Annotated in this window: 29 protein-coding genes; 24 read left to right on the top strand and 5 right to left on the bottom strand. The window is 59.6% G+C overall.

Features of this window, described 5'->3' with window-relative positions; genetic code table 11:
• The first annotated feature begins 139 nt into the window (after positions 1-139).
• The 6 genes from dnaN to PH605_RS00965 all read left to right on the top strand — a co-directional run bounded on the left by dnaN (position 140) and on the right by PH605_RS00965 (position 4859).
• Entirely contained in the window at positions 140-1258 is a 1119-nt protein-coding gene (dnaN, locus tag PH605_RS00990) for a DNA polymerase III subunit beta (protein WP_142844096.1), read from the top strand.
• A 193-nt stretch (positions 1259-1451) separates the two neighbouring features.
• Entirely contained in the window at positions 1452-2045 is a 594-nt protein-coding gene (gene pmtA / locus PH605_RS00985; RefSeq protein WP_080855846.1) for a phospholipid N-methyltransferase PmtA, read from the top strand.
• 95 nt (positions 2046-2140) lie between these two features.
• Complete coding sequence (locus tag PH605_RS00980) at positions 2141-2737, top strand: histidine phosphatase family protein (protein WP_142844097.1); 597 nt, start codon at positions 2141-2143, stop codon at positions 2735-2737.
• A 4-nt stretch (positions 2738-2741) separates the two neighbouring features.
• On the top strand, positions 2742-3449 hold the full coding sequence (gene pyrF, locus PH605_RS00975; RefSeq protein ID WP_125145210.1) for an orotidine-5'-phosphate decarboxylase: 708 nt from the start codon (positions 2742-2744) through the stop codon (positions 3447-3449).
• A gap of 20 nt (positions 3450-3469) precedes the next feature.
• Complete coding sequence (locus tag PH605_RS00970) at positions 3470-3757, top strand: DUF1330 domain-containing protein (protein ID WP_065654603.1); 288 nt, start codon at positions 3470-3472, stop codon at positions 3755-3757.
• Positions 3758-3878: 121 nt separating this feature from the next.
• Entirely contained in the window at positions 3879-4859 is a 981-nt protein-coding gene (locus PH605_RS00965) for a complex I NDUFA9 subunit family protein (protein ID WP_065654604.1), read from the top strand.
• Positions 4860-5464: 605 nt separating this feature from the next.
• Here PH605_RS00965 and PH605_RS00960 read toward each other — a convergent pair.
• Complete coding sequence (locus PH605_RS00960) at positions 5465-6271, bottom strand: undecaprenyl-diphosphate phosphatase (protein WP_142844098.1); 807 nt, start codon at positions 6269-6271, stop codon at positions 5465-5467.
• Positions 6272-6430: 159 nt separating this feature from the next.
• Between PH605_RS00960 and PH605_RS00955 the strand changes: the two genes are divergently transcribed.
• From PH605_RS00955 to guaA, 13 genes are all read left to right on the top strand, one after another.
• Entirely contained in the window at positions 6431-7123 is a 693-nt protein-coding gene (locus tag PH605_RS00955; protein ID WP_003520121.1) for a glutathione S-transferase family protein, read from the top strand.
• Positions 7124-7253: 130 nt separating this feature from the next.
• Positions 7254-8405, top strand: a complete 1152-nt coding sequence (gene queG / locus PH605_RS00950) for a tRNA epoxyqueuosine(34) reductase QueG (protein ID WP_065654606.1) — start codon at positions 7254-7256, stop codon at positions 8403-8405.
• A 3-nt stretch (positions 8406-8408) separates the two neighbouring features.
• Entirely contained in the window at positions 8409-9281 is an 873-nt protein-coding gene (locus tag PH605_RS00945; RefSeq protein WP_142844099.1) for an SDR family oxidoreductase, read from the top strand.
• A 428-nt stretch (positions 9282-9709) separates the two neighbouring features.
• Complete coding sequence (locus PH605_RS00940; RefSeq protein ID WP_059759243.1) at positions 9710-10078, top strand: septal ring lytic transglycosylase RlpA family protein; 369 nt, start codon at positions 9710-9712, stop codon at positions 10076-10078.
• 61 nt (positions 10079-10139) lie between these two features.
• Positions 10140-11429 carry an RsmB/NOP family class I SAM-dependent RNA methyltransferase gene (locus PH605_RS00935; RefSeq protein ID WP_142844101.1) on the top strand — a complete coding sequence of 430 codons (1290 nt, stop codon included), beginning with the start codon at positions 10140-10142 and terminating at the stop codon, positions 11427-11429.
• 155 nt (positions 11430-11584) lie between these two features.
• Complete coding sequence (locus tag PH605_RS00930; RefSeq protein WP_020812392.1) at positions 11585-12862, top strand: imelysin family protein; 1278 nt, start codon at positions 11585-11587, stop codon at positions 12860-12862.
• A gap of 58 nt (positions 12863-12920) precedes the next feature.
• Positions 12921-14444 (top strand): di-heme oxidoreductase family protein, encoded by a 1524-nt coding sequence (locus PH605_RS00925; protein ID WP_142844102.1) that lies wholly within the window; start codon positions 12921-12923, stop codon positions 14442-14444.
• Positions 14444-15565 carry an imelysin family protein gene (locus PH605_RS00920; protein WP_142844104.1) on the top strand — a complete coding sequence of 374 codons (1122 nt, stop codon included), beginning with the start codon at positions 14444-14446 and terminating at the stop codon, positions 15563-15565. Before PH605_RS00925 ends, PH605_RS00920 begins: the two co-directional genes overlap by 1 nt.
• A gap of 4 nt (positions 15566-15569) precedes the next feature.
• Complete coding sequence (locus PH605_RS00915) at positions 15570-16664, top strand: DUF1513 domain-containing protein (RefSeq protein ID WP_142844106.1); 1095 nt, start codon at positions 15570-15572, stop codon at positions 16662-16664.
• A 51-nt stretch (positions 16665-16715) separates the two neighbouring features.
• The gene (locus PH605_RS00910; protein ID WP_142844108.1) at positions 16716-17168 is read left to right on the top strand and encodes a TspO/MBR family protein; all 453 of its coding nucleotides are present in this window, start codon (positions 16716-16718) and stop codon (positions 17166-17168) included.
• Between the two features lie 78 nt (positions 17169-17246).
• Complete coding sequence (locus PH605_RS00905; RefSeq protein ID WP_142844110.1) at positions 17247-17696, top strand: PaaI family thioesterase; 450 nt, start codon at positions 17247-17249, stop codon at positions 17694-17696.
• Positions 17693-18331 carry a 5'-methylthioadenosine/S-adenosylhomocysteine nucleosidase gene (locus tag PH605_RS00900; protein ID WP_065654614.1) on the top strand — a complete coding sequence of 213 codons (639 nt, stop codon included), beginning with the start codon at positions 17693-17695 and terminating at the stop codon, positions 18329-18331. Before PH605_RS00905 ends, PH605_RS00900 begins: the two co-directional genes overlap by 4 nt.
• A gap of 83 nt (positions 18332-18414) precedes the next feature.
• Positions 18415-19992, top strand: coding sequence for a glutamine-hydrolyzing GMP synthase (gene guaA / locus PH605_RS00895; protein ID WP_020812399.1), 1578 nt, complete (start codon positions 18415-18417; stop codon positions 19990-19992).
• A 39-nt stretch (positions 19993-20031) separates the two neighbouring features.
• On the opposite strand, the gene PH605_RS00890 is transcribed toward guaA, so the two are convergent.
• Together PH605_RS00890 and PH605_RS00885 are read right to left on the bottom strand one after the other, a co-directional pair.
• Positions 20032-20520: a hypothetical protein gene (locus tag PH605_RS00890; RefSeq protein WP_065654663.1), complete on the bottom strand. Its 489-nt coding sequence runs from the start codon at positions 20518-20520 to the stop codon at positions 20032-20034.
• A gap of 143 nt (positions 20521-20663) precedes the next feature.
• A complete protein-coding gene (locus tag PH605_RS00885) occupies positions 20664-21242 on the bottom strand; it encodes a TetR/AcrR family transcriptional regulator (RefSeq protein ID WP_142844112.1) in 579 nt (192 codons plus the stop codon).
• Positions 21243-21431: 189 nt separating this feature from the next.
• On the opposite strand from PH605_RS00885, the gene PH605_RS00880 reads away from it, so the two are divergent.
• Positions 21432-22148, top strand: a complete 717-nt coding sequence (locus PH605_RS00880) for a 2'-5' RNA ligase family protein (RefSeq protein WP_080855833.1) — start codon at positions 21432-21434, stop codon at positions 22146-22148.
• A gap of 194 nt (positions 22149-22342) precedes the next feature.
• Here the strand turns inward: PH605_RS00880 and PH605_RS00875 are convergent, their stop codons facing one another.
• Complete coding sequence (locus PH605_RS00875) at positions 22343-22510, bottom strand: hypothetical protein (protein WP_003503889.1); 168 nt, start codon at positions 22508-22510, stop codon at positions 22343-22345.
• 237 nt (positions 22511-22747) lie between these two features.
• Here PH605_RS00875 and PH605_RS00870 point away from each other — a divergent pair, with 237 nt between their 5' ends.
• The 3 genes from PH605_RS00870 to PH605_RS00860 all read left to right on the top strand — a co-directional run bounded on the left by PH605_RS00870 (position 22748) and on the right by PH605_RS00860 (position 24911).
• Positions 22748-23095, top strand: a complete 348-nt coding sequence (locus PH605_RS00870; protein ID WP_125145166.1) for an ArsC family reductase — start codon at positions 22748-22750, stop codon at positions 23093-23095.
• A gap of 12 nt (positions 23096-23107) precedes the next feature.
• Entirely contained in the window at positions 23108-23584 is a 477-nt protein-coding gene (gene ybaK / locus PH605_RS00865; RefSeq protein ID WP_142844114.1) for a Cys-tRNA(Pro) deacylase, read from the top strand.
• 88 nt (positions 23585-23672) lie between these two features.
• The gene (locus PH605_RS00860; RefSeq protein ID WP_142844116.1) at positions 23673-24911 is read left to right on the top strand and encodes an aminopeptidase; all 1239 of its coding nucleotides are present in this window, start codon (positions 23673-23675) and stop codon (positions 24909-24911) included.
• Between the two features lie 6 nt (positions 24912-24917).
• Here the strand turns inward: PH605_RS00860 and pecM are convergent, their stop codons facing one another.
• Positions 24918-25781: a 4-hydroxybenzaldehyde efflux transporter PecM gene (gene pecM / locus PH605_RS00855; RefSeq protein ID WP_080855831.1), complete on the bottom strand. Its 864-nt coding sequence runs from the start codon at positions 25779-25781 to the stop codon at positions 24918-24920.
• Positions 25782-25862: 81 nt separating this feature from the next.
• Between pecM and PH605_RS00850 the strand changes: the two genes are divergently transcribed.
• Positions 25863-26363: a MarR family winged helix-turn-helix transcriptional regulator gene (locus PH605_RS00850; protein WP_161987702.1), complete on the top strand. Its 501-nt coding sequence runs from the start codon at positions 25863-25865 to the stop codon at positions 26361-26363.
• The last annotated feature ends 68 nt before the right edge of the window (positions 26364-26431 follow it).

Here is a 26431-nt window from a genome sequence, read left to right as displayed (position 1 = left end):
CAGATGCACTCGGCTCTTGCATTTCCTGCAATAACTCTGCCATTTTGCCCGTCCACATTGTCCGGCTTTCTGGCCGGTGAAGACTCTTCTTGCCGATCCGGCGGTGGCCGGTTCGCAACGGTTGAAAGCGGTAGCGTCCATGCGTATTACTCTTGAGCGGTCGAACCTTCTGAAATCGCTGAACCACGTCCACCGGGTCGTCGAGCGTCGCAACACGATCCCGATCCTGTCCAACGTCCTGCTGCGCGCATCCGGCGCCAATCTGGACATGAAGGCGACCGACCTCGATCTCGAAATCACCGAAGCGACACCGGCCATGGTGGAGCAGGCAGGCGCCACCACCGTGCCGGCGCATCTGCTTTATGAAATCGTGCGCAAGCTGCCGGACGGTTCCGAAGTGCTTCTGGCCACCAATCCGGACGGCTCCTCGATGACGGTTGCCTCCGGCCGTTCGAAATTCTCGCTGCAATGCCTGCCGGAAGGGGACTTCCCCGACCTCACGGCCGGCACCTTCAGCCACACCTTCAAACTGAAGGCGACCGATCTGAAGATGCTGATCGACCGGACGCAATTTGCGATCTCGACCGAAGAAACGCGTTATTACCTGAACGGCATTTTCTTCCATACCATCGAAAGCAATGGCGACCTGAAGCTGCGCGCCGTCGCGACCGATGGCCACCGCCTGGCGCGCGCCGATGTGGATGCGCCTTCCGGTTCCGAAGGCATGCCGGGTATCATCATACCGCGCAAGACCGTCGGCGAGTTGCAGAAGTTGATGGACAACCCCGAGCTGGAAGTCACCGCCGAAGTCTCGGATGCGAAAATCCGCCTGACCATCGGTTCGGTCGTTCTGACCTCGAAGCTGATCGACGGCACATTCCCGGATTATCAGCGCGTGATCCCGACCGGCAACGACAAGGAAATGCGCGTCGATTGCCAGACCTTCGCGCAGGCTGTCGACCGCGTCTCGACCATTTCTTCCGAGCGCGGCCGCGCCGTGAAGCTCGCGCTCACCAACGGCCAGCTGACGCTGACCGTCAACAACCCGGATTCGGGAAGTGCTACGGAAGAAGTGGCTGTCGGTTACGACAATGATTCGATGGAAATCGGCTTCAACGCCAAATATCTCCTCGACATCACCTCGCAGCTTTCCGGCGACGACGCGATTTTCCTGCTGGCCGACGCCGGCTCGCCGACGCTCGTTCGCGACACCGCTGGCGACGATGCGCTTTATGTTCTGATGCCGATGCGCGTTTGAAACGGGACTTTTTTGCAGGTTTCATCAAAAAAGCCGGTGGAACGCTTCACCGGCTTTTTTTGATTCGGCGACGGTGTCTTTCAAACCGTAAGCGAATTTTTCCAGTTACGACATTTTGCCTTGTTTTTGCGCCAAATGGGATCAACATTGCGTAACAGTTTTTTGACAATGACCAAAAGCATCTGAGGGAACTATGGCACTTAACCTGAAGCAACGGCTTGAACAGAAATTTGAAGAAGAAATTCGCTTTTTCAAAGGCATGGTCAGCCAACCGAAAAAAGTCGGGGCCATTGTACCGACATCGTCCATCACGGCGAAAAAAATGGCCAGTGTCATCAATCCCCATTCCGGCCTGCCGGTTCTCGAACTCGGCCCGGGCACCGGTGTCATCACCAAGGCCATTCTGGCGCGCGGCATCAAGCCGGAGAACCTGACCGCCATCGAATATTCGACCGATTTCTACAATCAGCTCCTCAGGAGCTATCCGGGCGTCAATTTCGTCAATGGCGACGCCTTCGATCTCGATGCGACGCTTGGCGAACACACGGGCCAGATGTTCGACAGCGTCGTTTCCGCCGTGCCGATGCTGAATTTCCCCATGGCCGCCCGTATCAAGCTTCTCGATGAATTGCTGAAGCGCGTGCCTCATGGCCGCCCCGTCGTGCAGATATCCTACGGTCCGATTTCCCCCATCGTCGCGCAGCCGCATCTCTACCACATCCGTCATTTCGATTTCATCGTGCGCAATATTCCGCCGGCGCAATTGTGGACCTATACGCGGGCCTGATCTTCGACAGAGGGCGGGAACTCGTCATTTCCCGGTCGTGACGAATGGTTAGGGTGTCGATTTGCCCTTTCCATCGCCCTTGAGGACCGATTGCCATGCATGCGCTCTACATCACCCATCCCCAGGTCAAGATCGATCCGGCTGTTCCCGTTCCCGAATGGGGGCTTTCGGACAGGGGTGCCGAGCGGACGCGCGAGGCAAGCCGCCTGCCCTGGGCGCGGTCATTGCGCCGCATCGTTTCCAGCGCCGAGACCAAGGCGATCGAAACCGCCCGCATCCTGGCTGAAACCTCCGGGGCGGAAATGGACATCGTCGAGGCAATGCATGAAAACGACCGGTCCGCCACCGGCTTCCTGCCGCCGCCGGAATTCGAAAAGGCGGCGGACTGGTTCTTCGCCCATCCCGAGGAGAGTTTTCACGGCTGGGAGCGTGCAATCGACGCTCAGGCAAGGATCGTCGGGGCAGTCAAAGCCGTTCTCGACCGGCACGACCCGCAGCAGCCAATCGCCTTTGTCGGACATGGTGGCGTAGGTACGCTGCTGAAATGCCATATCGAAGGCCGCGGCATCAGCCGCAGCAAGGACCAGCCGCCCGGCGGCGGCAATCTCTTTCGCTTCTCCATCGCCGACTTTTCACTTGCAGCCGCGTCCCCCACATGCGACTGGACGGCAATGGAAACATGGCAGGGATAAGACAATGACCGCGCGCGAAAAACTCATCGTCGGGCTGGATGTTCCGACTGTGCAGCAGGCCGAAGACATCGTGTCGAAAATCGGCGACGAGGTTCTGTTCTACAAGATCGGTTATCAGCTGGTCTTTGCCGGCGGTCTCGAATTTGCGCGCGACCTTGTCCAGAGCGGCAAGAAGGTCTTTCTCGACATGAAACTGCTCGATATCGACAATACCATCGCCTCCGGTGTCGAAAACATCGCCCGCATGGGCATGTCGATGCTGACGCTGCATGCCTATCCCAAAGCGATGCGCGCCGCCGTCAAGGCCGCCGAAGGCTCCGGCCTCTGCCTGCTGGGCGTCACCGTGCTGACGTCGATGGACGACGTCGATCTCGCCGAGGCAGGTTATGCCTCTGACGCCCGTTCGCTGGTGCTGCGCCGGGCGGAGCAGGCACGCGAGGCTGGCATGGGCGGCATCGTCTGTTCGGCGGAAGAATCGACCGCCGTGCGCGAAATCCTCGGCCCGGACCTTGCCGTCGTCACCCCCGGCATTCGCCCGGCCGGCGCGGATCTCGGCGATCAGAAGCGGGTGATGACACCCTACGACGCCATCAAGGCCGGATCGAGCCATCTGGTCGTCGCCCGCCCGATCGTCAGGGCGGAAGACCCGAAAGCGGCGGCCCGCGCCATTCTTGACGACATGCTGCGCGCCAGCTTTCCGGCCAATCAGTAACGACAATCGGAGGAGATGAAATGGCAAAGGGATATTGGATCGCCCGCGTCGATGTGCGCGATAGTGAGCGTTACAAGGACTATGTCACGACGGCTAAGCCCGCTTTCGAGCGGTTCGGCGCCAATTTCCTGGCCCGTGGCGGCGCGCTGACCGAGCTGGAGGGCAAGGCGCGTGCGCGCAACGTCATCATCGAGTTCCCGTCGGTGCAGCACGCCATCGACTGCTATAATTCTCCCGAATATCAGGCCGCGGCCAAAATCCGCCAGGAAGTCGCGGATGCGGAGATGATGATCGTCGAAGGAATTTGACGTCCGTCAACCGCATTTCCCAAACCGTCTTCCAGCCTCGCGACAACATCTCTTCACGCGCGCGCGGCTTTGGGCTAAGAGACTGAAAAACGCTTTATCGACAGCTTCTGAGGAGCCTCCCATGACCTTGGCCAACCTTCCACCCCTCGTCACCGTTTTCGGCGGTTCGGGTTTTGTCGGGCGGCATGTCGTGCGGATACTTGCGAAGCGCGGTTATCGCATCCGCGTCGCCGTACGCCGCCCGGATCTCGCCGGGTTCCTGCAGCCGCTCGGCAATGTCGGCCAGATTTCCTTCGCCCAGGCGAACCTGCGTTATCGCGATTCCATCGTCAAAGCCGTGGAAGACGCCGACCATGTGGTCAATTGCGTCGGTATCCTGACCGAAAGCGGCCGCAACACCTTTGACGCCGTACAGGAATTCGGCGCGAAAGCCATTGCCGAGGCGGCCCGCGATGCCGGCGCCACGCTGACGCATATCTCCGCCATCGGCGCGGATGCCGGTTCGCCGACCGGTTATGGCCGCACGAAGGGCCGCGCCGAGGCCGCCATCCATTCCATTCTGCCTGGCGCCGTGATCCTGCGCCCGTCGATCATTTTTGGACCGGAAGACGATTTCTTCAACAAGTTCGCAAAGATGGCCCGCAGCATGCCGTTCCTGCCGCTGATCGGTGGCGGGAAAACCAGGTTCCAGCCGGTCTATGTCGAGGATGTCGCGGAAGCCGTCGCCCTTGGCGTCGATGGCAAGCTGAAGCCCGGCGCGATCTATGAACTCGGCGGTCAGGATGTCATGACATTCCGTGACTGTCTCGAGGCGGTTCTTGCCGCGACCTACCGGGAGCGTCCCTTCGTCAACCTGCCCTTCGGCGTCGCGTCGATGATTGGCAAGATCGCTTCAATGGTGCCGCTGATTGCGCCGCCGCTGACGCCCGATCAGGTGACCATGCTGAAAAAGGACAATGTCGTTTCCACTGACGCCGAAAAGAACGGCCTGACACTGGAAGGCATTGGCATCACGCCCGTTCGCGTCGCGTCCATTCTGCCTTCCTATATGGTGCAATACCGCCCGCACGGCCAGTTCTCAAATGCCGGAAAAGCGGCCTGAAGCCCATCTTCAGCCTCATCGAACACAACAAAGCGGGAGCCATTCCCGCTTTTTGTTTTTGCGCAATTCAATCGCAACCAAACCGCTATTCGTGCATTTTCCCCTCAACTGCAGGGGAGGTGTTGAATGAACCAGGGCTGCTTTGCAAAGCCGGGTAAAAGTTAACGGTGGTCCGGCCTCCACAGGCAAGCGTGGCACAAGCGCAACTGTGGAAAAGACTTCGTATTAACCCGGTATTCAACAAGCTGCTTTATTGATATTCGCCACATTCCAAACATATCCCGACCACTCAATTCACACACGGCGGCATGATCCGCGCAAACGAACGTCTGAAAGGCAATCATAAAATGGGCAGATCTATCGCACTCTTTTTTGCGTGTGCGGCTTTGGTGGTTCTGGCGGGTTCTTTCATGGCGCCGGGAACGGTTGCAGCGGGTAAGAGCGGTTGCGCTCCCGCCTATGGCGTCGACCCCTGCGCAACGGCTTCGATCAGCACCAACTGATCGGCCTTTAAAAGTTTCAAAGAAAAAGCGCCGCCGGTTCTCCGGGGCGCTTTTTCTTTTTCTGTTCGTTCGTCACGAACGGAGATTATTCCCGCCCCTGGTTCAACCCAGAACCAGAAGTGCCACCAGTCCCAGCGAACCGATGGCGATGCGCCACCAGGCGAAGGGTGCAAAGCCCCGCCGTGACACGAAATCCAGCAGGGAGCGAACAACGAAGAGGCCGGAGACGAAAGCGGCGATGAAACCGACGGCGATCAGCGCACCGTCATCGAAGCTCAGCGCATCGCGGTTCTTGTAAAGATCGAGCGTGAAAGCACCGAGCATGGTCGGCATCGCCAGGAAGAACGAAAATTCGGCGGCGGAGCGCTTGTCCGTTCCCATCAGCAGCGACCCGACGATTGTGGCGCCGGACCGCGACGTGCCGGGAATCATCGCAAGGCATTGGAAGAGGCCGATCTTGAAGGCGAGCGACGGCGGATAATCCATAATGTCGGTATATTTCGGTTTCAGCGGCATGCGGTCGACGCCGAGCAGAATGACGCCACCGATGATCAGCACCACACAGATGAGCATCGGCGTTTCAAACAGCACGGTCTTGATGAAGTCATGCGCCAAAGCGCCGATTATCGCCGCCGGCAGGAAAGCGAGAGCGACGGCCAGCACGAAGCGGCGCGCTTTCGCGCTTGTCGGCAGAGCGAGCGCAATCGACACAAGCTTTTGAAAATAAACAAGAAGGATCGCAACGATCGCACCAAGCTGAATAAGAACGGCAAAGGTGTTGCCGGGTGATTTGAAGCCGAGGAAATGCCCGGCCAGCAGCACGTGCGCCGTTGAGGAGACGGGAATGAACTCCGTCAGACCCTCGATAATGCCCAGCAGAAGCGCGCTGATGATCGATTGGTCACCCATGAGGTATCCTTCTTTTCAGGGGGAAAGTGGCAATGGAAGGCAATTGCGTTAAACTTGTTTTAAAGTAGCCAAGCTCTTATAGCGTCTTGATGAAGCGAAACTGAAAAAGTTTTTCGGCAAATGCCGATCATGACAACCAATCGTAAAAATTGAGTACCGATGCCAACTCTCTATCACTCTCCGATGTCGACCGCATCCCGGTTCGTTCGTCTGATCCTCGCGGAATACGGGTTCCAGACCGATCTCGTGGAGGAGCAGCCGTGGGAAAGACGGCGGGAGTTTCTGGCGCTCAATCCGGCCGGCACCCTGCCGGTCTATCTGGATGACAATATGCGCTCGCTGAGCGGGCCCTATGTGCTTGCGGAATTTCTTGACGAAACGCATGGGGTTCTGAAGCGCGACCGTCGGCTTCTCGCCGAAGACCCGTTTCAGCGTGCGGAAATCCGCCGGCTGACGGAATGGTTTCTGCAGAAGATGGAAAACGACGTGACCCGGCCGCTGGTGCGGGAAAGGGTCTATAAATTGCAGATGACGGCGGCGCAGGGTGGCGGACCGCCGGATTCCAAGCTGCTGCGCACGGCCCGCAACAACATTCGCCAGCACATCAAATATCTGGAATGGCTGGCTGGCTCACGCACCTGGCTTGCCGGCGACCGGTTGAGCTATGCCGATCTTGCCGCTGCTGCCGCGGTCTCGGTGCTGGACTATCTCGGTGAGATCAACTGGCTCGAAGCGCCGATTGCCAAGGAATGGTATCAGCGGGTGAAATCCCGTCCTTCCTTCCGGCCGTTCCTCAGCGAACGCATTCCGCGCCTTGCCCCTTCCTCCCACTACGCCGATCTGGACTTCTGAGGTCTGGCCTTCCGGTTATTTGCTGTGGCCTGCGGCTGTATCCAAAGCATGTCGTTGTCCCGAAACCGCTGCACACTTTCGGGCGACATGCATTATATATGCCGCGGAATAACCCGCAGGAGAAACGACCATCGACGTCGCGAGCGAAAAGCAGCGAATACGCGCGCGTAAACTGACGGACTTCGTTCGTCAGGAAGCGCTTTCGCTTGGCTTCGATCTGTGTCGCATCACCGCGCCGGACAGCATTCCGCTCGCACCCGAACGGCTGAGACAGTTTCTCGACAATGGCTATCACGGTACGATGGCGTGGATGGAAGAAACCGAGGCCCGCCGGGCAGAGCCGAAAACGCTCTGGGGAGACGTGCGCTCCATCGTCATGTTCGGGCTGAACTACGGCCCCGAGGAAGACCCACGCGGCCTGCTTTCCAAACCCGACAAGGCTGCCATTTCGGTCTATGCCCGCAATCGCGATTATCACGACATCATCAAGGGGCGGCTGAAGGAAATCGCCACCCGTTTTGCCGCGCGCGCCGGCGAGGATGTGAAAGTCTTTGTCGATACCGCACCGGTAATGGAAAAACCGCTTGCCGCCGCCGCCGGTCTCGGCTGGCAGGGCAAGCATACCAACCTTGTCAGCCGCACCCATGGTTCGTGGCTGTTTCTCGGTAGCATGTTCACCACGGCCGAACTCTGTCTTGACGAGGCTGAAAGGGACCATTGCGGCTCCTGCCGCGCCTGTCTCGATGCCTGTCCGACGGCCGCTTTCCCCGCGCCCTATCAATTGGATGCGCGCCGCTGCATCTCCTATCTCACCATCGAGCACAAGGGGCCGATCCCGCACGAATTCCGGCCGATGATCGGCAATCGCATCTATGGCTGCGACGACTGTCTTGCCGCCTGTCCGTGGAACAAGTTTGCAGCGAGCGCCTCCGAGATGAAATTGCAGGCGCGCGAGGATCTGAAGGAACCCTCCATCGCCTTCCTGCTCACGCTCGATGACGCAGCCTTTCGCGGTTTCTTCAGCGGCTCACCCGTCAAGCGCATCGGCCGCAATCGCTTCATCCGCAATGTGCTGATCGCGGCGGGCAACTCGGCCGACCGGCAATTCGTGGAACGATGCAAGGCGCTTGCCGAAACCGACCCTTCGCCCGAAGTACGCGGCATGGCCGCGTGGGCTTTGTCGCGGCTTATGGACAGGGACGAATTCCGTACATACTCTGCCGGTCGCGCGCCGGAGCCTGATCCGGAGGCGGAAATGGAATGGCAACTGGCAGAGGCGTGACGCATGCATGTGATGATTTTTGGCGCGGGATATTCTGGGAAAGCCATCGCTAACGCGCTGAGAACCGAAGCAGCAAGCGTTTCCGGCACCACACGCAGTCAGGACAAGTTTCCAAACCTCACCGCCGCAGGCATGACGCCCTTCCTCTTTGATGGCGTTCAGCTCAATGACGAACTCGTCGCCGCAATGGGCAACATCACGCATCTCGTACAATCCGTCGCGCCGGGCAAGGATGGCGATCCGCTGCTTGCGCTTCTGGGTGGCGATCTGAAAAAGCTCACGCCCAATCTGAAATGGGTCGCTTATCTTTCCACCGTCGGCGTTTATGGCGACCATGGCGCCGCCTGGGTGGACGAGACAACGCCCTGCCGCCCGGTCTCCGCGCGATCCGTGGAACGGGTGGCTGCGGAAACCGCCTGGACTGCGGCAGCGGAAAAGGCGGATGTGCCGCTTGCCATCCTGCGCCTTTCCGGAATTTACGGCCCCGGACGCAATGCCTTCATGAATTTCGAGAAGGGAACGGCGCGGCGGCTGGTGAAGAAGGACCAGGTGTTCAATCGCATCCGGGTCGAGGATATCGGTGCCGCACTTGCCTTTCTGGCACGGAAAAACGAACGCGGCATCTTCAACGTGACCGACGACGAACCCTGCCCGCCGCAGGATGTGGTGAGTTTCGCAGCAGCATTGATGGGGGTGGAACCGCCACCCGAGCAGGCCTTCGAGACCGCCGATCTGACGCCGATGGCGCGCTCTTTTTATGGCGAGAACAAGCGCGTTTCCAACGCCAGAATACGCAATCTCGGCTTCGATTTCCGCTTCCCGGAGTACAGGTTCTCCCTGAGACAATTGTGGGAAAACGGCCTCTGGCGAGGCTGAAAAATTCCCTCTCGAAAAGCGATGAAAAATCCTTCCAATCCCGCTTTTGCGGATGGTTTTCGTCTTATTTCAGCCAATTAGGATTTTATTAACCGTCCAAAAATCACTAAAATCGTAGTCATTAGAAAAATATTTCACTCACATTTCGTGAACTGGATTCACGAAGCCGTGACCCGCAACAGCATTTCCGTTATCCATTGATTCTGCGTTATTTTTTCCAGCTTTTGGCCGGGACGCCCTGCCGGCAGCTTTCCGGCTAACGATCACGAATATTACATACTGTAACAGTTCGTGATTTGAGGTCAGCTTTTTTTCGCCATTTTTCCCTCGCCCTACAATCTCGCATCAAAAGGCGTTCAGGCCAGTTCATGGCCGTTTAGCAAGGGCACAATCAATCGGCGCGGGGCCGATTTTCAGGGAAGCACAGTTTGTTGAATATCCGTCGTATAACTTTCACCGCTGCAACTATCGCCGCCTGTTCCATCATTGCGCCTCTTCAGGCGAATGCGGCAAATGGTTGTGGAGGCGCATCGTGGTATGCGTTGACCTCCAAGACTGCTTCGGGCGAGCGCATGAACGCCGCCAACCTGACCGCCGCCCACCGCTCGCTGCGGTTCGGCACCAAGGTCAAGGTGACCAATGCGCGCAATGGCAAGGCCGTTGTGGTGCGCATCAATGACCGTGGGCCGTTCATCAAGGGCCGCGTTCTCGATCTTTCCAAGGCAGCCGCCAAGAACATCGGCATGATCAACTCCGGCACCGCCAAGGTCTGCTACGAGGTCGTCAAGGCCGATTGAGCCTTGCCCTCGCCGCCATTCGCGTCTACCAACCGGGCTTAGCACAAGAACGAGGTAGACAATGCGTTTAGGCGGGCGTTTGGCCGGAGCAATCGAAGTATTGGCGGATATTGAGGGACGCAGGCGTCCCGTCGCCGATGCTCTGAAAGATTGGGGCCTTGCCCATCGTTTCGCCGGCTCCGGCGACAGGGCTGCAATCGGCAACATCGTCTATGACGCGCTGCGCATGAAACTGTCGCACGCCTGGCTGATGGATGACGACAGCGCTGCCTCGCTTGGTTATGCCGTGCTGCTGCGCCAATGGGGCAAAAGCTTTTCGGACCTTTCGGCGGAATTCGACGGCGACAAATTCGCCCCCGCCGCACCGGATGAACAAAGGCAGCAGGCCTTTCTGTCCCGTTCCCTCAGCGATGCACCGGCCCATATTCAGGGCGACATACCCGAATGGGTGCAATCCTCCTTCGAAACCGCCTTTAGCGATCGCTGGCTCGCCGAGGCGCAGGCCCTGAACGAGCGGCCCACGCTTGATCTGCGCGCCAACACCTTGAAAGCAACGCGCGACAAGGTGCTGAAGGCTCTGGAAGAAAGCGGCGCAGAAGCCACGCATATTGCCCGGCAGGGCGTTCGCATTCCCGCCGGCGAAGGCCCTTCCCGCCTGCCGAACGTTACCGCCGAACTGTCCTTCCAGAAGGGCTGGTTCGAAGTACAGGACGAAGGTTCGCAGATCGTTGCCGACCTTGCCGGCGCGCATGAAGGCGAACAGATCCTTGATTATTGCGCGGGCGGCGGCGGCAAGACGCTGGCCATGGCGGCCAGCATGAACAATAAGGGCCAGGTCCACTCCTTCGACGCCGACCGCAAGCGCCTTGCGCCGATCATCGAACGGCTGAAGCGGGCTGGCACACGCAATGTGCAGGTGCACGACCGCGCCTCCGGCCTTACGCCGTTTCAGGAGAAGTTCGACCGCGTTCTGGTCGACGCGCCCTGCACCGGCACCGGGACATGGCGCCGCCGGCCCGACACCAAATGGCGGCTAACGGCCCGTAATCTGGAAGAGCGCGTACAGCAGCAGGGCGAGGCGCTCTCACAGGCCAAGGGGTTCGTACGCCCGGGCGGAGAGCTGCTTTATGTCACCTGTTCAGTTCTACCCGAAGAAAACGAACAGCAGGTAAGGCGTTTCTGCGCGGAAAATCCGGAATTCTCCATCGGCTCCGCACTGGAACGCTGGCAGACGACTTTCGGCGGCAACGCGAATAAACCGCATTCTTCCGACGGCAAGACAGTGACGCTGACGCCTGCAACCACAGATACGGATGGCTTCTTCTTCTGCTTGATGAAACGCAAAGCATAACACCGTCTTTGCAAGCACTGATTTTACTTGGAAAACAACGCCAGGTCTTGTTTCAAAGCATTCTAAACTAGAATGTTTGACACAAGTTTGTGATTGGGTCAGAACTCGCTTGCCGCGGCGCGAAGTCATTTCACGCCTGCCGAAGGAGAGGGATCATGATCCGCAAAACCATTCTCAGCGCTTCTTTTGCGCTTCTTGCCGCATCTGCGGCTTTCACCGCGCTTCCCGCCCGGGCCGCCACCGACGCGGCCGCCGTCGTCAAACATTATGCCGATGTCGCGCATGCGAAATATGAGGATTCGCTGACCACGGCGAAGGCGCTGGACAAGGCCATCGATGCGCTGATCGCAACGCCGAGCGAAGAAACCCTGAAGGCCGCCCGGGAAGCATGGATCAAGGCCCGCGTTCCCTATCAGCAGTCGGAAGTCTATCGTTTCGGCAACCCGATCGTCGATGATTGGGAAGGCAAGGTGAATGCATGGCCACTGGATGAAGGCCTGATCGACTATGTCGACGGTTCTTATGGCACGGAAAGCGACGAGAACGAGCTTTACGTTGCCAACATCATCGCCAATCCGAAGATCAAGATCAGCGGTGAAGAGGTCGACGCCTCCAAGATCACCCCCGAGCTGATCGAAAGCCTGCACGAGGCGGGCGACGTCGAAGCCAATGTGACGACCGGTTACCACGCCATCGAATTCCTGCTCTGGGGCCAGGATCTGAACGGCACCGGACCGGGCGCGGGTAACCGCCCCTATACCGATTACGACAAGGCGAAATGCACGAACGGTAATTGCGACCGCCGGGCCGATTACCTGAAATCCGCCTCGACCCTGCTGATCAAGGATCTTCAGGAGATGGTGGATGCCTGGGCGCCGGAAGGCGAAGCCACGAAAACGGTGGAAGCCGATCCGAAAGCGGGCCTGACCGCCATTCTCACCGGCATGGGTTCGCTCTCCTATGGCGAGCTGGCGGGTGAGCGCATGAAGCTCGGCCTTCTGCTGCACGATCCGGAAGAGGAGCATGATTGCTTCTCCGACAACACCTACAATTCGCATCTTTACGACGCGATCGGCATCGCCTCGGCCTATACCGGCGACTATACCCGCGTGGACGGAACGAAGATGACGGGCGCCTCGCTGTCGGAACTGGTCGGCGCCAAGGACAAGGCGCTGAACGACGAGATGCTGGCGAAGCTGAACAAGACGCTCGACGCCATGCATGCCATGGAAAAGCGCGCGCAGACCGTCGAGGCCTATGACCAGATGATTGGCGAAGGCAACAAGGAAGGCAACGCCGTGGTTCAGACGGCCATCGACGGCCTTCTCGACCAGACGAAGACTGTCGAACGCGTCATCGCGGCGCTCGATCTCGGCAAGATCGAGCTTGAAGGCTCCGACAGCCTCGACAATCCGAACGCCGTCTTCAAATAAGCGGTAAAACGGGTCGCAGGTCGCTGCGGCCCGTCACTTTTCACCCGCCCTTATTGTCATGCAATTTTTGCTGCCGCCGATCCGCAAGCCATTCTTCTTCGCCGGGGCAGCCTGCCTTGTGGCGTCGATGGCGCTTGCCGAACCGCTGCGCAACGACCTGACGGAGAAAGATCGAAGCCGCGTGCTGGCCGTGACTGCGCCAACGGCAGATTTTACCGGGCCGGAACCTTTCGAAGCCATGTCCGGCGGAGCAACAACCAGCACCAGCAAGGCCGACAGCGGCGCGTTCTCCCATCCTTCCGCTACAATGCCGCTCGAACGGAAGCAGGATTTCAAGCTCGGCAATGCACTGTTCCAGAAGCTCTGGGTCTCCTCTCCGTCCTCCACACAGGCCTCGGACGGGCTCGGGCCGCTGTTTAACGCTCGATCCTGCCAGACCTGCCATGTGAAGGATGGCAGGGGTCGACCGCCTCTTGCCGGAGAAGACGCCGTCTCGCTGTTTCTGCGGCTGGCGCGACCGGCCCGTGATGAAGCCGAACGACACGCCATTGCCAGCCACCAGACCTTGAATTTTCCCGATGAGACCTATGGCCGGCAGCTTCAAAACCTGGCCATTCCCGGCCTCGCCGCCGAAGGCAAACCGGTCATCACCTACACGGAAGAGCCGATTCAGCTGGCGGATGGCGAGGTGGTGATGCTGCGCAAGCCCGACTATGCCGTGGCGAACCTGCAATATGGCCCGCTCGGTGCCGACACGACGCTTTCGGCGCGCATTGCCATGCCCACCCTCGGTCTTGGCCTGATCGAGGCCATTGCCGAGGCCGATATTTTGGCCCAGGCCGACCCGGACGACAATGATGGCGACGGCGTTGCCGGGCGTCCCGCATGGGTCAAAGACCATCGCACCGGCGAGGTGAAACTCGGTCGGTTTGGCTGGAAAGCGCAGAATGCGAGCGTGCGAGACCAGAGCGCCAGCGCCTTCTCCCACGATATCGGCATTTCCACACCGGATGCGCCGAATGCCTATGGCGACTGTACCGGCGTACAGAAGGACTGTCTTGCCGTGCCGACCGGTGTGCAGCTGAGGCTAGGGCCGGTGGAGGCGCCCGATCCGGTTCTCGATCTCGTGACCTTCTACACCGAAAACCTCGCAGTGCCGCGCCGCCGCAACGTCGATGATCCGACGGTTCTGCGGGGAAAGCAGCTTTTCTACGCCTCCGGCTGTACGGCCTGCCACACCCCGAAATTCGTCACACGCCGCGACACCGCCGACCCAATGCATGCGTTCCAGCTGATCTGGCCCTATTCCGATTTTCTGCTGCATGACATGGGCGAAGGACTTGCCGATGGCCAGCAGGTGGGCGAAGCCAGCGGACGGCAGTGGCGAACCCAGCCGCTCTGGGGCATAGGCCTGACGCAAAAGGTCAATGGCAACGGTTTTTACCTGCATGACGGGCGGGCGCGCAGCCTGACGGAAGCGATATTGTGGCACGGCGGCGAAGGGCAAAAAGCGCGCGACGCCTTTGCCGCCTTGCAAAAATCCGACCGGCAGGCTTTGCTGGCCTTTCTGGAGTCCCTTTGATGAAAAATGCCATGCGAAAAATTTCTGGCGTCATGTCCGTGCTGCTGCTTCTGACCACGCCGCCGGCAAGGGCGCAGGATGTGGAGCTGATGCCGCCGCCGCCGCTCGACCCGGTTGAGGTGCGAGGCGTGATGGAAAAGGCAGTGAACGGCTTCATCCGTCCCGGCTATGACCGCTTCCGGCAGTCGGCGGAGACGCTGGAAGGCCGCATGAAAGCTTTCTGCACCGCTCCCTCCGAAACGACCGCAGCGGCGGCCAAGGCGGCCTTTGTCGATACGGTGTCAAGCTGGTCGACCATCGAGATCGTGCGTGTCGGCCCTGTCATCGAGAAGAACCGTTTCGAACGCGTGCTTTATTATCCCGACAAGAAGGGTCTCGGACTGAAACAGGTGCAGCGTTATCTCACCGAAAAGGATGAAAGCGTCACGAGTGCGGATGGCCTGAGCGGCAAGAGCGTTGCGGCGCAGGGGCTCGGCGCTCTTGAGTTCGTGCTTTACGGAACCGGAGCGGAAGAGTTGCTCGACAGGAAGGGTGATTTCCGCTGCCGCTATGGCGCTGCTATCGCCGGCAATATCGCCAATGTGGCAACGGAACTTTCTGACAGCTGGAATGCGCCTGACGGCGCGCAGAAAAACTGGACGCAGCCCGGAGCGGACAACCCCGTCTTTCGTGACGAGCGCGAGGCGCTGGTCGCCCTGCTCGGCATTCTCGTCCATGGCTCCGAAGCCATTCGCGACCAGCGGATCGAAACCTTCTACAAGGGACCGGACAAGGCAAGATTTCCCCGCACCGCCATTTATTGGCGCTCCGGCCTGACATGGCAGAGCATTTCCACCAATATCAAGGCGGTTCAGACCCTGCTGCACACGGCGGATATGGTCGAACTCGTACCGCCCGATCAACGCTCCATCGTCAACTCCATCGATTTCATCGCCAAATCGATGATCCGCGTTGCCGGGACCATCGATACGGATGTGCAAAAGGCGCTGGATCAGGACGATCAGCGCGCCAAGGTGGATTATCTGCTGCTCAATGGCAAAGACCTGATCTACCGCTTGAACGATCAATATGGCGGCGCGATCGGCCTCAGCTCCGGCTTCTCCTTCGCCGATGGGGACTGAGCCGATGATCTCTGGCACCAAACGGATGCTGATAGATCGGCGCAGCTTCATCAAAGCGGCGGGAGTTCCCTTCCTCGCCGCGCTGGCTCCCCGTTCACTTTTTGCGCTGGAGCGGACAGACGCGGTCTTTGCCTCCGCCTTCCGCGCCCGTGACGGGTCCTACGGCATTGCGACGGTGAGCGAACGCGGCGAGATCATCGACCGTGTCGCGCTTCCTGCCCGCGCCCATGGAATGGCGACGAGCCACACGACCGGCATGACCGTGGCCTTTGCGCGCCGGCCCGGCACCTTCTTCATGGCCTTCGACCCCGCGCGGCGCGGCGAACCGATCGTGATGCACACGCCGGAAAACCGCCACTTCTACGGCCACGGGCAATTCTCCCCTAACGGGGCAATCCTCTATGCCAGCGAAAACGACTTCGACGGCAATCGCGGCGTTATCGGGCTGTATGACGCCCGCAACGGCTTTACCCGCATCGGCGAATATGATGCGCATGGCATCGGCACGCATGACATGACGGTGAGCGATGACGGGCGGCTGATCGTGATCGCCAATGGCGGCATCGAAACCCATCCGGATTTCGGCCGAACCAAACTCAATATCGACAACATGCAGCCGTCCCTCGTGCTTCTGGATGCGGCGACCGGGCAAGTGATCCAGAAACAAGCCATGCCGGCCCATCTGCGCCAGCTTTCCACCCGCCATGTCGATCTCGGCGATGACGGGCGTATCTGGTTCGCCTGCCAATATGAGGGACCGCGCAACGATCTCCCGCCGCTTGTCGGCCATTTCTCCAGGGGCGAGGCTCTCACCTTCGTCGATCTGCCGGAAGAAACGACGGTGCGCCTTGCCAATTATGTCGGGGCCATTGCCGTCAACCGGCGCGATGGGCTGGTGGGCCTGACATCACCCAACGGCAACGCCGCCGTGACGCTGGATGCGAAAACCGGGCGCGTCGTTTCCGAGACGACCGTGCGGGAAGCGGCAGGCGTCGCGCCCGCCGCGAGAGGCATTGCGGTTTCTTCCTATGACGGATTTTTCGAGACCCGGCGCAGCGACGTGGCGTGGGATCAGCACATCGTGCGTCTGTCCAGCTAAAATACTGAAAAGACAGGGGAACAAAAGCACGGCCGGCGCATTTGACGGATCATGAGAAACCTTGCCGTCTATGTCATTTTTGTGGTTGTTGTTGTTGCCGTGGGGGCGCTGATCGGCGTCAACAATGTGCCCGGCGAATGGTATCAATCGCTGCAGAAGCCTTTCTTCAATCCGCCCAACTGGATTTTCGGGCCCGTCTGGACCGCGCTTTACGTGCTGATCGGCATTGCCGGCGCGCGGACATGGATCCGCAAGCCGATGGGAACGCGCATGCGGCTGTGGTTCACGCAGATGGTGCTGAACTTCCTGTGGTCTCCGATTTTTTTCGGAATGCAAAGCCCGGCGGGGGCGCTCGTCATCATCGTTCCGATGCTGATCTGCATCGTCGCCTTTATGGCGCTCACCTACCGCCGTGACCGCATATCCATGTGGCTTTTCGTGCCCTATGCCGTATGGGTCGCCTTTGCCACGATGCTGAATGCAAGCATCGGCATGTTGAACTAAATCCCCGCACCGCCCTTGCCTTGCCTGCCGCCACGCGCCATGTCAGTTTGCGATGAGGCAGAAGCAGGCAGGTAGGCCATGGAGATCACGGATCCCGGCGATTTTCGTCAGCGGATAGAAAGAAGCTTTGCGCGGCAGGGCGTGGTGCTGGCGATTAACGCCGAGATCACCCGTATCGAACACCGGCTGGTGGAAATCGAGCTTCCTTTTCATGAAAAGCTGACGCAGCAGCACGGCATATTGCATGCGGGCGTCATCGCCGCCGGTCTGGATACGGCCTGCACCTATGCCGCTTATACGATCATCGAGCCGGAAGCCTCGCTGCTGACCATCGAGTTCAAGGTCAACCTCATGTCGCCCGGGCGCGGCGAGCGGTTCCTGTTTCGCGGCGAGATCATCAAGCCAGGGAACAACCTGATCGTCGCCGATGGCCGCGCCTATGCGCTGTCCGACGGACCGGCGAAGCTGATCGCCTCCATGACGGGCACGATGATGGTGGTGAAGGGTCGCGAGGATATTACCGGATGAGCTACCGGCTTTTGCATGTCGCGGATAAATCCGTCCTCTTTGTCATGGCCGCTTCCCCCGAATACGGTCCCCATCTCCAGGCACGCATTGCGCCGCTGATGACCGGTATCGGCCCTGTCGAGGCGGCGATTGCCGTCACGGCCGTTCTTGCCGGTCTCGATGCGGCCGATCACCTGCCGGACCTCGTCGTTTCGCTCGGTTCCGCCGGTTCGCGGACGCTGGAGCAAACCGGCATCTATCAGGCGATTTCGGTTTCCTATCGCGACATGGACGCCTCCGCCTTCGGTTTCGAAAAGGGCTGCACGCCGCTGCTCGATCTGCCCGCCGAAGTGGCCTTGCCTTTTCGAATACCTGAAATTGCCGAGGCCCGGCTTTCCACGGGCGCCAATGTCGTTTCGGGTGAGGCCTACGGGCTGATCGACGCCGATATGGTGGAAATGGAAACCTTCGCGGTTTTAAGAGCCTGCCAGCGCTTCGGCGTACCGCTCGTCAGTCTGCGCGGCATTTCCGATGGCAAGGTGGATGTGAACCATGTGGACGACTGGACGGAGTACCTGCACATCATCGATGAAAAGCTGGCGGATGCCGTCCACCGGCTTTGCCGCGCCATCGAGGACGGCGTGATTGCCCTTTAGAACCTTGCGATTTTCGCAAATTTCCGCTGTTTGACGCCCGCTTCCGGGTTGCCTAAAGCCGCCATTTTCTTTAAAGGCTCGCCATGACCCAGATAGCCCATCCCGACAGCATTCTCATCATCGATTTCGGCAGCCAGGTGACGCAGCTGATTGCGCGCCGCATCCGCGAAGCCGGGGTCTATTGCGAAATCCATCCGTTTCAGAATGCCGCAGAGGCGTTCGAGAAGCTTCAGCCCAAGGGCGTGATCTTCTCCGGCGGCCCCGCATCTGTCACGGCGGAAGGAAGCCCGCGCGCACCGCAGGCGGTGTTCGACAGCAAGGTTCCGATCCTCGGCATCTGCTACGGCCAGCAAACGCTCTGCACGCAGCTCGGCGGTGTGGTCGAGGGTGGCCATGCGGCGGAATTCGGCCGCGCCGATATCGACATCAAAAAGGCGAGCCCGCTTTTCGAAGGCTTCTGGGAGCAGGGCAAGAGCTATCCCGTCTGGATGAGCCATGGCGACCGCGTGACGAAGCTGCCGGAAGGTTTCGAGGTCATCGCGACCTCTGAGAACGCACCTTTCGCCATCGCCGCGGACGAGACGCGCCACTATTACACCACCATGTTCCACCCGGAAGTGGTGCATACGCCGGACGGCGGCAAGCTGCTCTCCAACTTCGTGCACAAGATCGTCGGGCTCAAATCCGACTGGACGATGGCGGCCTATCGCGCCGAAATGATCCGCAAGATCCGCGAACAGGTCGGCACCGGCCGCGTGCTCTGCGCGCTTTCCGGCGGCGTCGACTCCTCGGTTGCGGCCATCCTCATCCATGAGGCGATCGGCGACCAGCTCACCTGCGTTTACGTCGATCATGGCCTGATGCGGCTTGGCGAAAGCGAGCAGGTCGTCGGCATGTTCCGCGACCACTACAATATTCCGCTGGTGCATGTGGATGCCGCCGACCTGTTCCTCGGCGAACTGTCGGGCGTTTCCGATCCGGAAGTGAAGCGCAAGACCATCGGCCGCCTGTTCATTGAGGTCTTCGAGGCCGAAGCGGCCAAGATTGCTGCCGATGGCAAGGGTGCACCGAATTTCCTGGCGCAGGGCACGCTTTACCCTGACGTCATCGAAAGCGTCTCCTTCTCCGGCGGCCCCTCGGTCACCATCAAGAGCCACCACAATGTCGGCGGCCTTCCCGAGCGGATGAACATGCAGCTCGTTGAGCCGCTGCGCGAACTCTTCAAGGATGAGGTTCGCGCTCTCGGCCGCGAACTCGGCCTGCCGGACAGCTTCATCGGCCGCCACCCCTTCCCGGGTCCGGGTCTCGCAATCCGCTGCCCCGGCGCGATCACACGCGAGAAGCTCGATATTCTGCGCAAGGCGGATGCGATCTATCTTGATGAAATCCGCAAGGCCGGTCTCTACGACACCATCTGGCAGGCCTTCGCCGTGCTGCTGCCGGTGCAGACCGTGGGCGTCATGGGCGATTACCGTACCTATGACTTCGTCTGCGCGCTTCGCGCCGTGACCTCGGTGGATGGCATGACGGCGGATTTCTATCCCTACGACATGAATTTCCTTGGCCGCGCAGCAACCCGCATCATCAACGAAGTGCGCGGCATCAATCGCGTCGTCTATGACGTGACGAGCAAGCCGCCCGGCACGATCGAGTGGGAATAAGGACTATACTCGACAGGTCCTATAAAGATGACGCCGCGACTAGTTCGCGGCGTTTCTGTTTTGCCGTGCGAGATAGATGATCTGGGCGGTCAGACCGACCACGAGGATCGCCAGCAACCCTGCCTGAGCGCCGAGAAGCAGCGGCGATTTCAGGTCCGTAACCAGAGGGTGACCGTCTGGAACACGACGCAGGATTTCGCTCACCGTCGGGACCATCAAAAGAAACGCACTGATGCTGAGACAGATGGTTTCGATATATCTGGCCATGCGCGTTGAACCCAGAACGCCTTCGATGCCGTAACCTGCGAGCAGGAACAGGATGGTCAGGACGCCAACGCCGTAACTGATCGGCTGATGCGCCACGAGGAAGACCGTCGCAGCGCCAATGAGCATGGAGACAAGATAAAGAGTGCCTGGCGCTGATCGGGGAACGATTCGGCCGTGGCGGGCAAACATGTAAATGGCGGCGGGAATGGCCGGCAGGCTTCCAAGCGTATGGATCCAGCCGAGCGGAGAAATTCCGAACATGAGAGATTGCCTTTCTCGTCCAAAAGGACGTGGTGGTCCGGGAAGCAGTCCGTCATCGACAAATCTGCCAGCTTACTACGGTCTATTTTTTCGGTGGCGTGCCGCTCGGGTCATGCATCGAGCTCCCTCGCGAAACTGCAGTTTCAAGCGGCCATGCGCTCCAGCATGGGGCGGGTTATTGCGCCAAAAGTCGTCGCATCACCATGGGCACGGGCGGAAAGCATCGCGCCATGCACGGTAGCCATGAAGATTTCAGCATTGGCTCTGGCGGTTCCGTTCAGCGCGAGGCGCCCCTGGGCAACGCCACGTTCCAGAACGGCGGTGAGCCAGTCGGAGAGACTTCGAAAATGCGTGCGCACTTCAAGAGCGACTGTTTCAGGAAGAACCGGAATTTCACTGGCGAGCAGAGCGCAGACGCAGAAGGGGTGAGTGGCCTCGGCGATACAGCCCTCCCAATAGCTGATATAGGCGCGGAGCTGTTCGAGCGGGTCGGAAATGTTTTGCTCCAGTTCGGCGATACCCGCTTCCGCCTCCTGCCTGTATTGCGCAACGAGTTTTTGGACCAGATCGGACTTGCTGGGAAAGTGATGGTGAATGCTCGCATTGCGAATGCCGACCACGGCGGAAACGTCGGCATAGCTGAAACTGTTGTAGCCGCCCTTTATGATCAGGGAGCGTGCGCAACGGAGGATTTCATCGGCTTTGGTCTGTGGATTTTTCATGAGAGCTGCCTACCAATTAGTAGGTAGAATGTCAATATCAGGCGGTTTTAACCTGCGGCTGCGAAAAGGCGCTCCCGGCTATTTCCCGGCATCGGGTAAGCACCCAAGGCTTTTGTTCTCTTTTTGTTCTTTTAATTATTGCCGCTGGTGATAATATCCCGGCCCAGGCAAAGGCCGTGGAGCATCGCTATGGGTTTTGGGTTGGCAAATGAAGGAGGTTTAAGGCAGCTTTTCTTCGAAGGATGGGAGCCGGAGAAAATACGGCGTTTCAATCCGCGATTTAGCAGCAAGCTCTTGATCACGGTGAAACCGCCGGCCGCCCTGGCGGAACGAATTTTTGCCGATGCGGCGCGCCATGCCGCAGGGCGGACGAAGCGTGAGGCCTATCCGCCGGAGCTTCTGCACATAACCCTGCTCTGTATCGGAGGTTTCGAGACCGTGCCTCACGGGCTAGTAGAAAGGCTGAAGGCAGCGCTGGGGGAGATCAAGGCTCGGCCCGTTCCGATCACATTCGATGGAACATCGCTTTTCGGCAATCGCAACAGTCTGGCGCTACACAGCAGCCGCGAGATGCAGGAACTTAGGGCTCTGGCGAAAATGGTGCAGCGCGCCCTGCGGCGGGCAAACCTGCCCTATGTCGCTGCATCGTCGTTTACGCCACATCTCACCGTTATCTACGGCTGCGGGAAAATTGAGTTGATGCCGGCTGACAAACCCTATAGCTGGCTTGCGGGGAGCTTCGAACTCGTTTTCAGCCACAATGGCGAAACACGGCATGAACTGCTCGGGCGCTTCGCACTCTCGCCGAAAGCGGAGCGTTATGAACGGCCTGAAAGCCAGCTCCATTTGCCGGAAAAAGTGATCGGACCTTCGAAACGGCCGACACAAAGGGCATCGGTGCGATAACATGCACCTGAAGCGGCGCACCACTCCCATGCCAACTTTCCGCATTCTCCATTGGGAACTATGCGGAACCTTCTTGTGCGAATCCGACGCTTTTCGCGCCAGTTGCACACCCGCCGCGCCAGCCGAAAACCGATCCGGTTATCGATCCTGAGCGCAAGCGAGGCGCTATCGCCTCGCAACGGATAATGACCAGCTTAGAGCTGTACCTTGTCGAAAGCCTTGCCGTCGATGCCGAGGGCTTCGAGATCGGCGCGGGCGGGCTTGCGATGTGCGCGAACAGCGGCCGAAACCGAGAGCGCTGCACCGAGAACGGCGAAAGTTTCACCGAAGAAGTTACGCGATGTCTTTGCAACCTGACGCATTTTTCTCTCCATCTTTGATGCCCAGATAATGGGCATTTCCGGCCCATTCTACAACTCATGATGCAGCAGGGAAGCCATGCAGCTTTGCTCGCGCTCGTTTGGATATCAGCCATTGCGATTTTGCATGGCTTAAGCGCCAGGACCGGGTATATGCGCAGGGCACTTCAGCAAGCGGGTTGAATAAGACGGATATTTTGTTATGCCGGAAGTGCTTTTAGAGACGAAGAGGCAGAAGGCATGACGGTCACGATTTACGGCATCAAGAACTGTGACACGATGAAGAAGGCCAGAAGCTGGCTGGAAGCCAACGGTGTCGACTATTCTTTCCATGACTATAAGGCGGCCGGCATTGATCGTGCCCATCTGGAAACATGGTGCGATGCCGCGGGCTGGGAAACGGTTCTCAACCGCGCCGGCACGACCTTCAAAAAACTCAACGACGGCCAGAAGGCCGATCTCACCCGTGAGAAGGCCATCGGGCTGATGCTGGAACAGCCCTCCATGATCAAGCGTCCCGTGCTGGAAGCGAAGGGCAGGATAACCGTCGGTTTCAAGCCTGAAACCTACCAGACCCTTTTTGCGTGAACGCAGCCCGCCATGTCCAAAACAACCCGTGCCACCCAAATGCTGACCAAGGCCGGCGTTGCCTTCACCACCGTCACCTATGATTACGACCCGAATGCCGACCGCATCGGCCTGCAGGCGGCCGAGGCGATCGGTGAACCACCGCATCTGGTGCTGAAAACGCTGATGGCGGAACTCGATGGCAAACCGGTCTGCGTCGTCGTCCCTTCGGATCGCGAGGTCAGCATGAAGAAGTTGGCCGCCGCCTTCGGAGGCAAATCCGCCAGCATGATGAGGCCTGCCGATGCGGAGCGCGCCACCGGTTACCATGTCGGCGGCATCAGCCCTTTCGGGCAGAAGAAACAGGTGCCAACGGCCATTGAGGCCGGGGCCACGGCGCATGATTATGTCTACATGAATGGCGGACAACGCGGCCTGCAGGTGAGGCTTTCGCCCCGCGATGCCCAAAGCGCACTGAAGGCCATTGCCGCGCCGCTGGTCGCTGATTGAAGCGCGGGATGCGCGCCTGAAAGCATTTGGCTTTCGGAAGGAATGGGCTATGGTCGGCACCTCCCATTGAAATAGACGAAGGCAGATCATGACCGTTTCCCCCATCGATCCCGTCAAACTCGAAAAACTGGCCGAAGTCGCAGTCAAGGTCGGCCTGCAATTGCAGAAGGATCAGGATCTGGTGATTACCGCACCGCTGGCGGCCCTGCCGCTGGTGCGATTTTTGACCAAACACGCCTATATGGCGGGTGGCGGACTGGTCACCACCTTTTATTCTGACGAAGAAACCACGCTTGCCCGCTATCGCCACGCCAGCGACGCCAATTTCGACCGGGCTTCCGGCTGGCTTTATGAAGGCATGGCGAAGGCCTATGCCAATGGCGCGGCGCGGCTGGCGATTGCCGGCGACAATCCCATGCTGCTGGCTGAACAGGACCCCGCCAAGGTAGCCCGCGCCAACAAGGCCAATTCCACGGCCTACAAGCCGGCGCTGGAGAAGATTTCCAATTTCGACATCAACTGGAACATCATCTCCTATCCGAACCCCTCCTGGGCGAAGCAGGTCTTCCCCGGTCTCGCGGAAGACGAAGCGATCCGCAAGCTCGCGGACGCCATCTTCGCCGCGTCGCGGGTAGATCTGGCCGATCCGGTCGCGGCCTGGGCCGAGCACAATGCCAATCTCGCCAAACGTTCGGCATGGCTGAACGGCGAGCGTTTCTCTGCGCTACATTTCACCGGCCCCGGCACGGATGTGAAGATCGGCCTCGCCGACGGCCATGAATGGCATGGCGGCGCCTCCACCGCCAAGAATGGCGTGACCTGCAACCCGAATATCCCAACGGAAGAGGTCTTCACCACCCCGCATGCGCTGCGTGTCGACGGTTACGTCTCCAGCACCAAGCCGCTATCGCATCAAGGAACGCTGATTGACGACATCCAGGTGAAGTTCGAAGCCGGTCGCATCGTCGAAGCCAAGGCCTCGAAGGGCGAAGCGGTGCTGAACAAGGTGCTCGACACCGACGAGGGCGCGCGGCGTCTCGGCGAAGTGGCGCTGGTGCCGCATTCCTCGCCGATCTCGGCAAGCGGCATCCTGTTCTACAACACGCTGTTCGATGAAAACGCCTCCTGCCACATTGCGCTCGGCCAATGCTATTCGAAATGCTTCCTCGACGGTGCTTCGCTGTCGCAGGATGAAATCAAGGCGCAGGGCGGCAACTCAAGCCTGATCCACATTGACTGGATGATCGGCTCCGACAAGGTGGATATTGACGGTGTGAAGCCGGACGGCTCCACGGTTCCGGTGATGCGCGAGGGCGAATGGGCCTGACGACACCTATCTCGGCAACTGGCTGCGCTGACTGAGCCAGATGCTGAAAAGCACCGCAACGAAACCGACGATCTGCGCTGGCGTGAGGCTTTGGCCGAGCGCCAGCCAGCCGAGCAGGGTTGCAACGACCGGGCTTAGGAAGCCGAGCGATGCGGCGGCGGAAGGTTCGATGCGGGCAAGCCCGCGAAACCACAGAAAATAGGTCAGGGCAGCACCGACAAGTCCCAGATAGGCCATGCCGAGAATATTGGCCGCTGTCGGCGTCGGCAGGGCCGGCTCCAGGAAATAGGCGACCGGCAGCAACAGAAGGCCGCCCGCCGTCAATTGCCAGGCGGTGAATGTGAGGTTCGACACCGGCGGCCGCCATTTGCGGGTCAACACCGTTCCGAAAGCCATGGAGACGGCACCGGCAAGACCTGCCGCCACACCGATACCATCCAGCGCAGCGCCCGGCGCCAGAACCAGAAGCGCGACGCCGACAATGCCCAGAAAACCGGCCGCGATGGCAAGCGGCCGGACGGGTGCGGCGAGAAACAGCCGGGAAAGGCCAATCACGATCAGGGGCTGGACTGCACCCACCGTTGCCGCCACGCCGCCCGGCAGCCGATAGGCCGACACAAAAAGCATCGCCCAGAAGAACGAGAAATTCAGCGCCCCGAGAATGAAGCTGCGCGGCCACCAGATACCGTGCGGCAGCTTTCTTACAAAAAGCAGCAAAAGCACGCCGGCCGGGAATGCGCGCAGCATCGCGACATGAAAGGGATAGCCGTGCGGCAAAAATTCGGTCGTCACGAAATAGGTGGTTCCCCAGATGGCGGGGGCAAGGGCGGTCACCACCACATCGGCGGCATAGGTCGGATTTTTCTTCATTTCAAGAATCTCTATATCAAGATAAATGCAATCTAGCCGATTTTATCTTGACGTCAAGACATCAATTGTTATGCCTTGGTGATGAGCAAAGAACCGTTGGACCATGTCGATCACATTCTGGCGCAATGGCGCAGGGAGCGGCCCGATCTCGATGTCGGCCCCATGGGGCTGCTCGGGCGCCTGAACCGTCTCACCACCCATCTCGGCCGGGAGGTGGAGGCGGTGCTGCTTAAGCACGGGCTTTCCTCTTCCGCTTTCGATGTGCTGGCGACATTGCGGCGCTCCGGCTCACCCTACAGGCTCTCCCCCGGCGATCTTTTGGCCATGACGATGGTGAGTTCCGGCACCATGACCAACCGGATCGACCAGCTCGAGAAAGCCGGGTTGGTGGAGCGTATCCATAACCCGAACGACCGGCGCAGCGTCCTGATATCGTTGACGGAACGGGGGTTTGCCATTGTCGAGGAAGCGGCAGGCGCTCACGTCGAAAACCAGCATCGCCTGGTCGCCGGCCTCAGCGAAGAAGAGCGTGCGACGCTGAACCGACTGCTGAAACGGTTTTTGCGGGATTTCGAAGAATAGGCTTTTCGGCCCGACAAACACACAAGGGCTCCGGGATGGCGCTTGTTTCGCTCCCAAAAATCCTGTAA

Source organism: Agrobacterium sp. CFBP 3001, assembly GCF_027871605.1.
GTDB classification, from domain to species: Bacteria; Pseudomonadota; Alphaproteobacteria; order Rhizobiales; family Rhizobiaceae; genus Agrobacterium; species Agrobacterium leguminum.
Note: the sequence above shows the minus strand (reverse complement) of the source record. Positions and strands in the feature narration are given on the sequence as shown.

Excerpts from the sequence above, each read along its gene's own strand:
- dnaN (WP_142844096.1), top strand. The coding sequence starts at position 140 with ATGCGTATTACTCTTGAGCGGTCGAACCTTCTGAAATCGCTGAACCAC.
- pmtA (WP_080855846.1), top strand. The coding sequence starts at position 1,452 with ATGGCACTTAACCTGAAGCAACGGCTTGAACAGAAATTTGAAGAAGAA.
- PH605_RS00980 (WP_142844097.1), top strand. The coding sequence starts at position 2,141 with ATGCATGCGCTCTACATCACCCATCCCCAGGTCAAGATCGATCCGGCT.
- pyrF (WP_125145210.1), top strand. The coding sequence starts at position 2,742 with ATGACCGCGCGCGAAAAACTCATCGTCGGGCTGGATGTTCCGACTGTG.
- PH605_RS00970 (WP_065654603.1), top strand. The coding sequence starts at position 3,470 with ATGGCAAAGGGATATTGGATCGCCCGCGTCGATGTGCGCGATAGTGAG.
- PH605_RS00965 (WP_065654604.1), top strand. The coding sequence starts at position 3,879 with ATGACCTTGGCCAACCTTCCACCCCTCGTCACCGTTTTCGGCGGTTCG.
- PH605_RS00960 (WP_142844098.1), bottom strand. The coding sequence starts at position 6,271 with ATGGGTGACCAATCGATCATCAGCGCGCTTCTGCTGGGCATTATCGAG.
- PH605_RS00955 (WP_003520121.1), top strand. The coding sequence starts at position 6,431 with ATGCCAACTCTCTATCACTCTCCGATGTCGACCGCATCCCGGTTCGTT.
- PH605_RS00945 (WP_142844099.1), top strand. The coding sequence starts at position 8,409 with ATGCATGTGATGATTTTTGGCGCGGGATATTCTGGGAAAGCCATCGCT.
- PH605_RS00935 (WP_142844101.1), top strand. The coding sequence starts at position 10,140 with ATGCGTTTAGGCGGGCGTTTGGCCGGAGCAATCGAAGTATTGGCGGAT.
- PH605_RS00930 (WP_020812392.1), top strand. The coding sequence starts at position 11,585 with ATGATCCGCAAAACCATTCTCAGCGCTTCTTTTGCGCTTCTTGCCGCA.
- PH605_RS00925 (WP_142844102.1), top strand. The coding sequence starts at position 12,921 with ATGCAATTTTTGCTGCCGCCGATCCGCAAGCCATTCTTCTTCGCCGGG.
- PH605_RS00920 (WP_142844104.1), top strand. The coding sequence starts at position 14,444 with ATGAAAAATGCCATGCGAAAAATTTCTGGCGTCATGTCCGTGCTGCTG.
- PH605_RS00915 (WP_142844106.1), top strand. The coding sequence starts at position 15,570 with ATGATCTCTGGCACCAAACGGATGCTGATAGATCGGCGCAGCTTCATC.
- PH605_RS00910 (WP_142844108.1), top strand. The coding sequence starts at position 16,716 with ATGAGAAACCTTGCCGTCTATGTCATTTTTGTGGTTGTTGTTGTTGCC.
- PH605_RS00905 (WP_142844110.1), top strand. The coding sequence starts at position 17,247 with ATGGAGATCACGGATCCCGGCGATTTTCGTCAGCGGATAGAAAGAAGC.
- PH605_RS00900 (WP_065654614.1), top strand. The coding sequence starts at position 17,693 with ATGAGCTACCGGCTTTTGCATGTCGCGGATAAATCCGTCCTCTTTGTC.
- guaA (WP_020812399.1), top strand. The coding sequence starts at position 18,415 with ATGACCCAGATAGCCCATCCCGACAGCATTCTCATCATCGATTTCGGC.
- PH605_RS00890 (WP_065654663.1), bottom strand. The coding sequence starts at position 20,520 with ATGTTCGGAATTTCTCCGCTCGGCTGGATCCATACGCTTGGAAGCCTG.
- PH605_RS00885 (WP_142844112.1), bottom strand. The coding sequence starts at position 21,242 with ATGAAAAATCCACAGACCAAAGCCGATGAAATCCTCCGTTGCGCACGC.
- PH605_RS00880 (WP_080855833.1), top strand. The coding sequence starts at position 21,432 with ATGGGTTTTGGGTTGGCAAATGAAGGAGGTTTAAGGCAGCTTTTCTTC.
- PH605_RS00875 (WP_003503889.1), bottom strand. The coding sequence starts at position 22,510 with ATGCGTCAGGTTGCAAAGACATCGCGTAACTTCTTCGGTGAAACTTTC.
- PH605_RS00870 (WP_125145166.1), top strand. The coding sequence starts at position 22,748 with ATGACGGTCACGATTTACGGCATCAAGAACTGTGACACGATGAAGAAG.
- ybaK (WP_142844114.1), top strand. The coding sequence starts at position 23,108 with ATGTCCAAAACAACCCGTGCCACCCAAATGCTGACCAAGGCCGGCGTT.
- PH605_RS00860 (WP_142844116.1), top strand. The coding sequence starts at position 23,673 with ATGACCGTTTCCCCCATCGATCCCGTCAAACTCGAAAAACTGGCCGAA.
- pecM (WP_080855831.1), bottom strand. The coding sequence starts at position 25,781 with ATGAAGAAAAATCCGACCTATGCCGCCGATGTGGTGGTGACCGCCCTT.
- PH605_RS00850 (WP_161987702.1), top strand. The coding sequence starts at position 25,863 with ATGAGCAAAGAACCGTTGGACCATGTCGATCACATTCTGGCGCAATGG.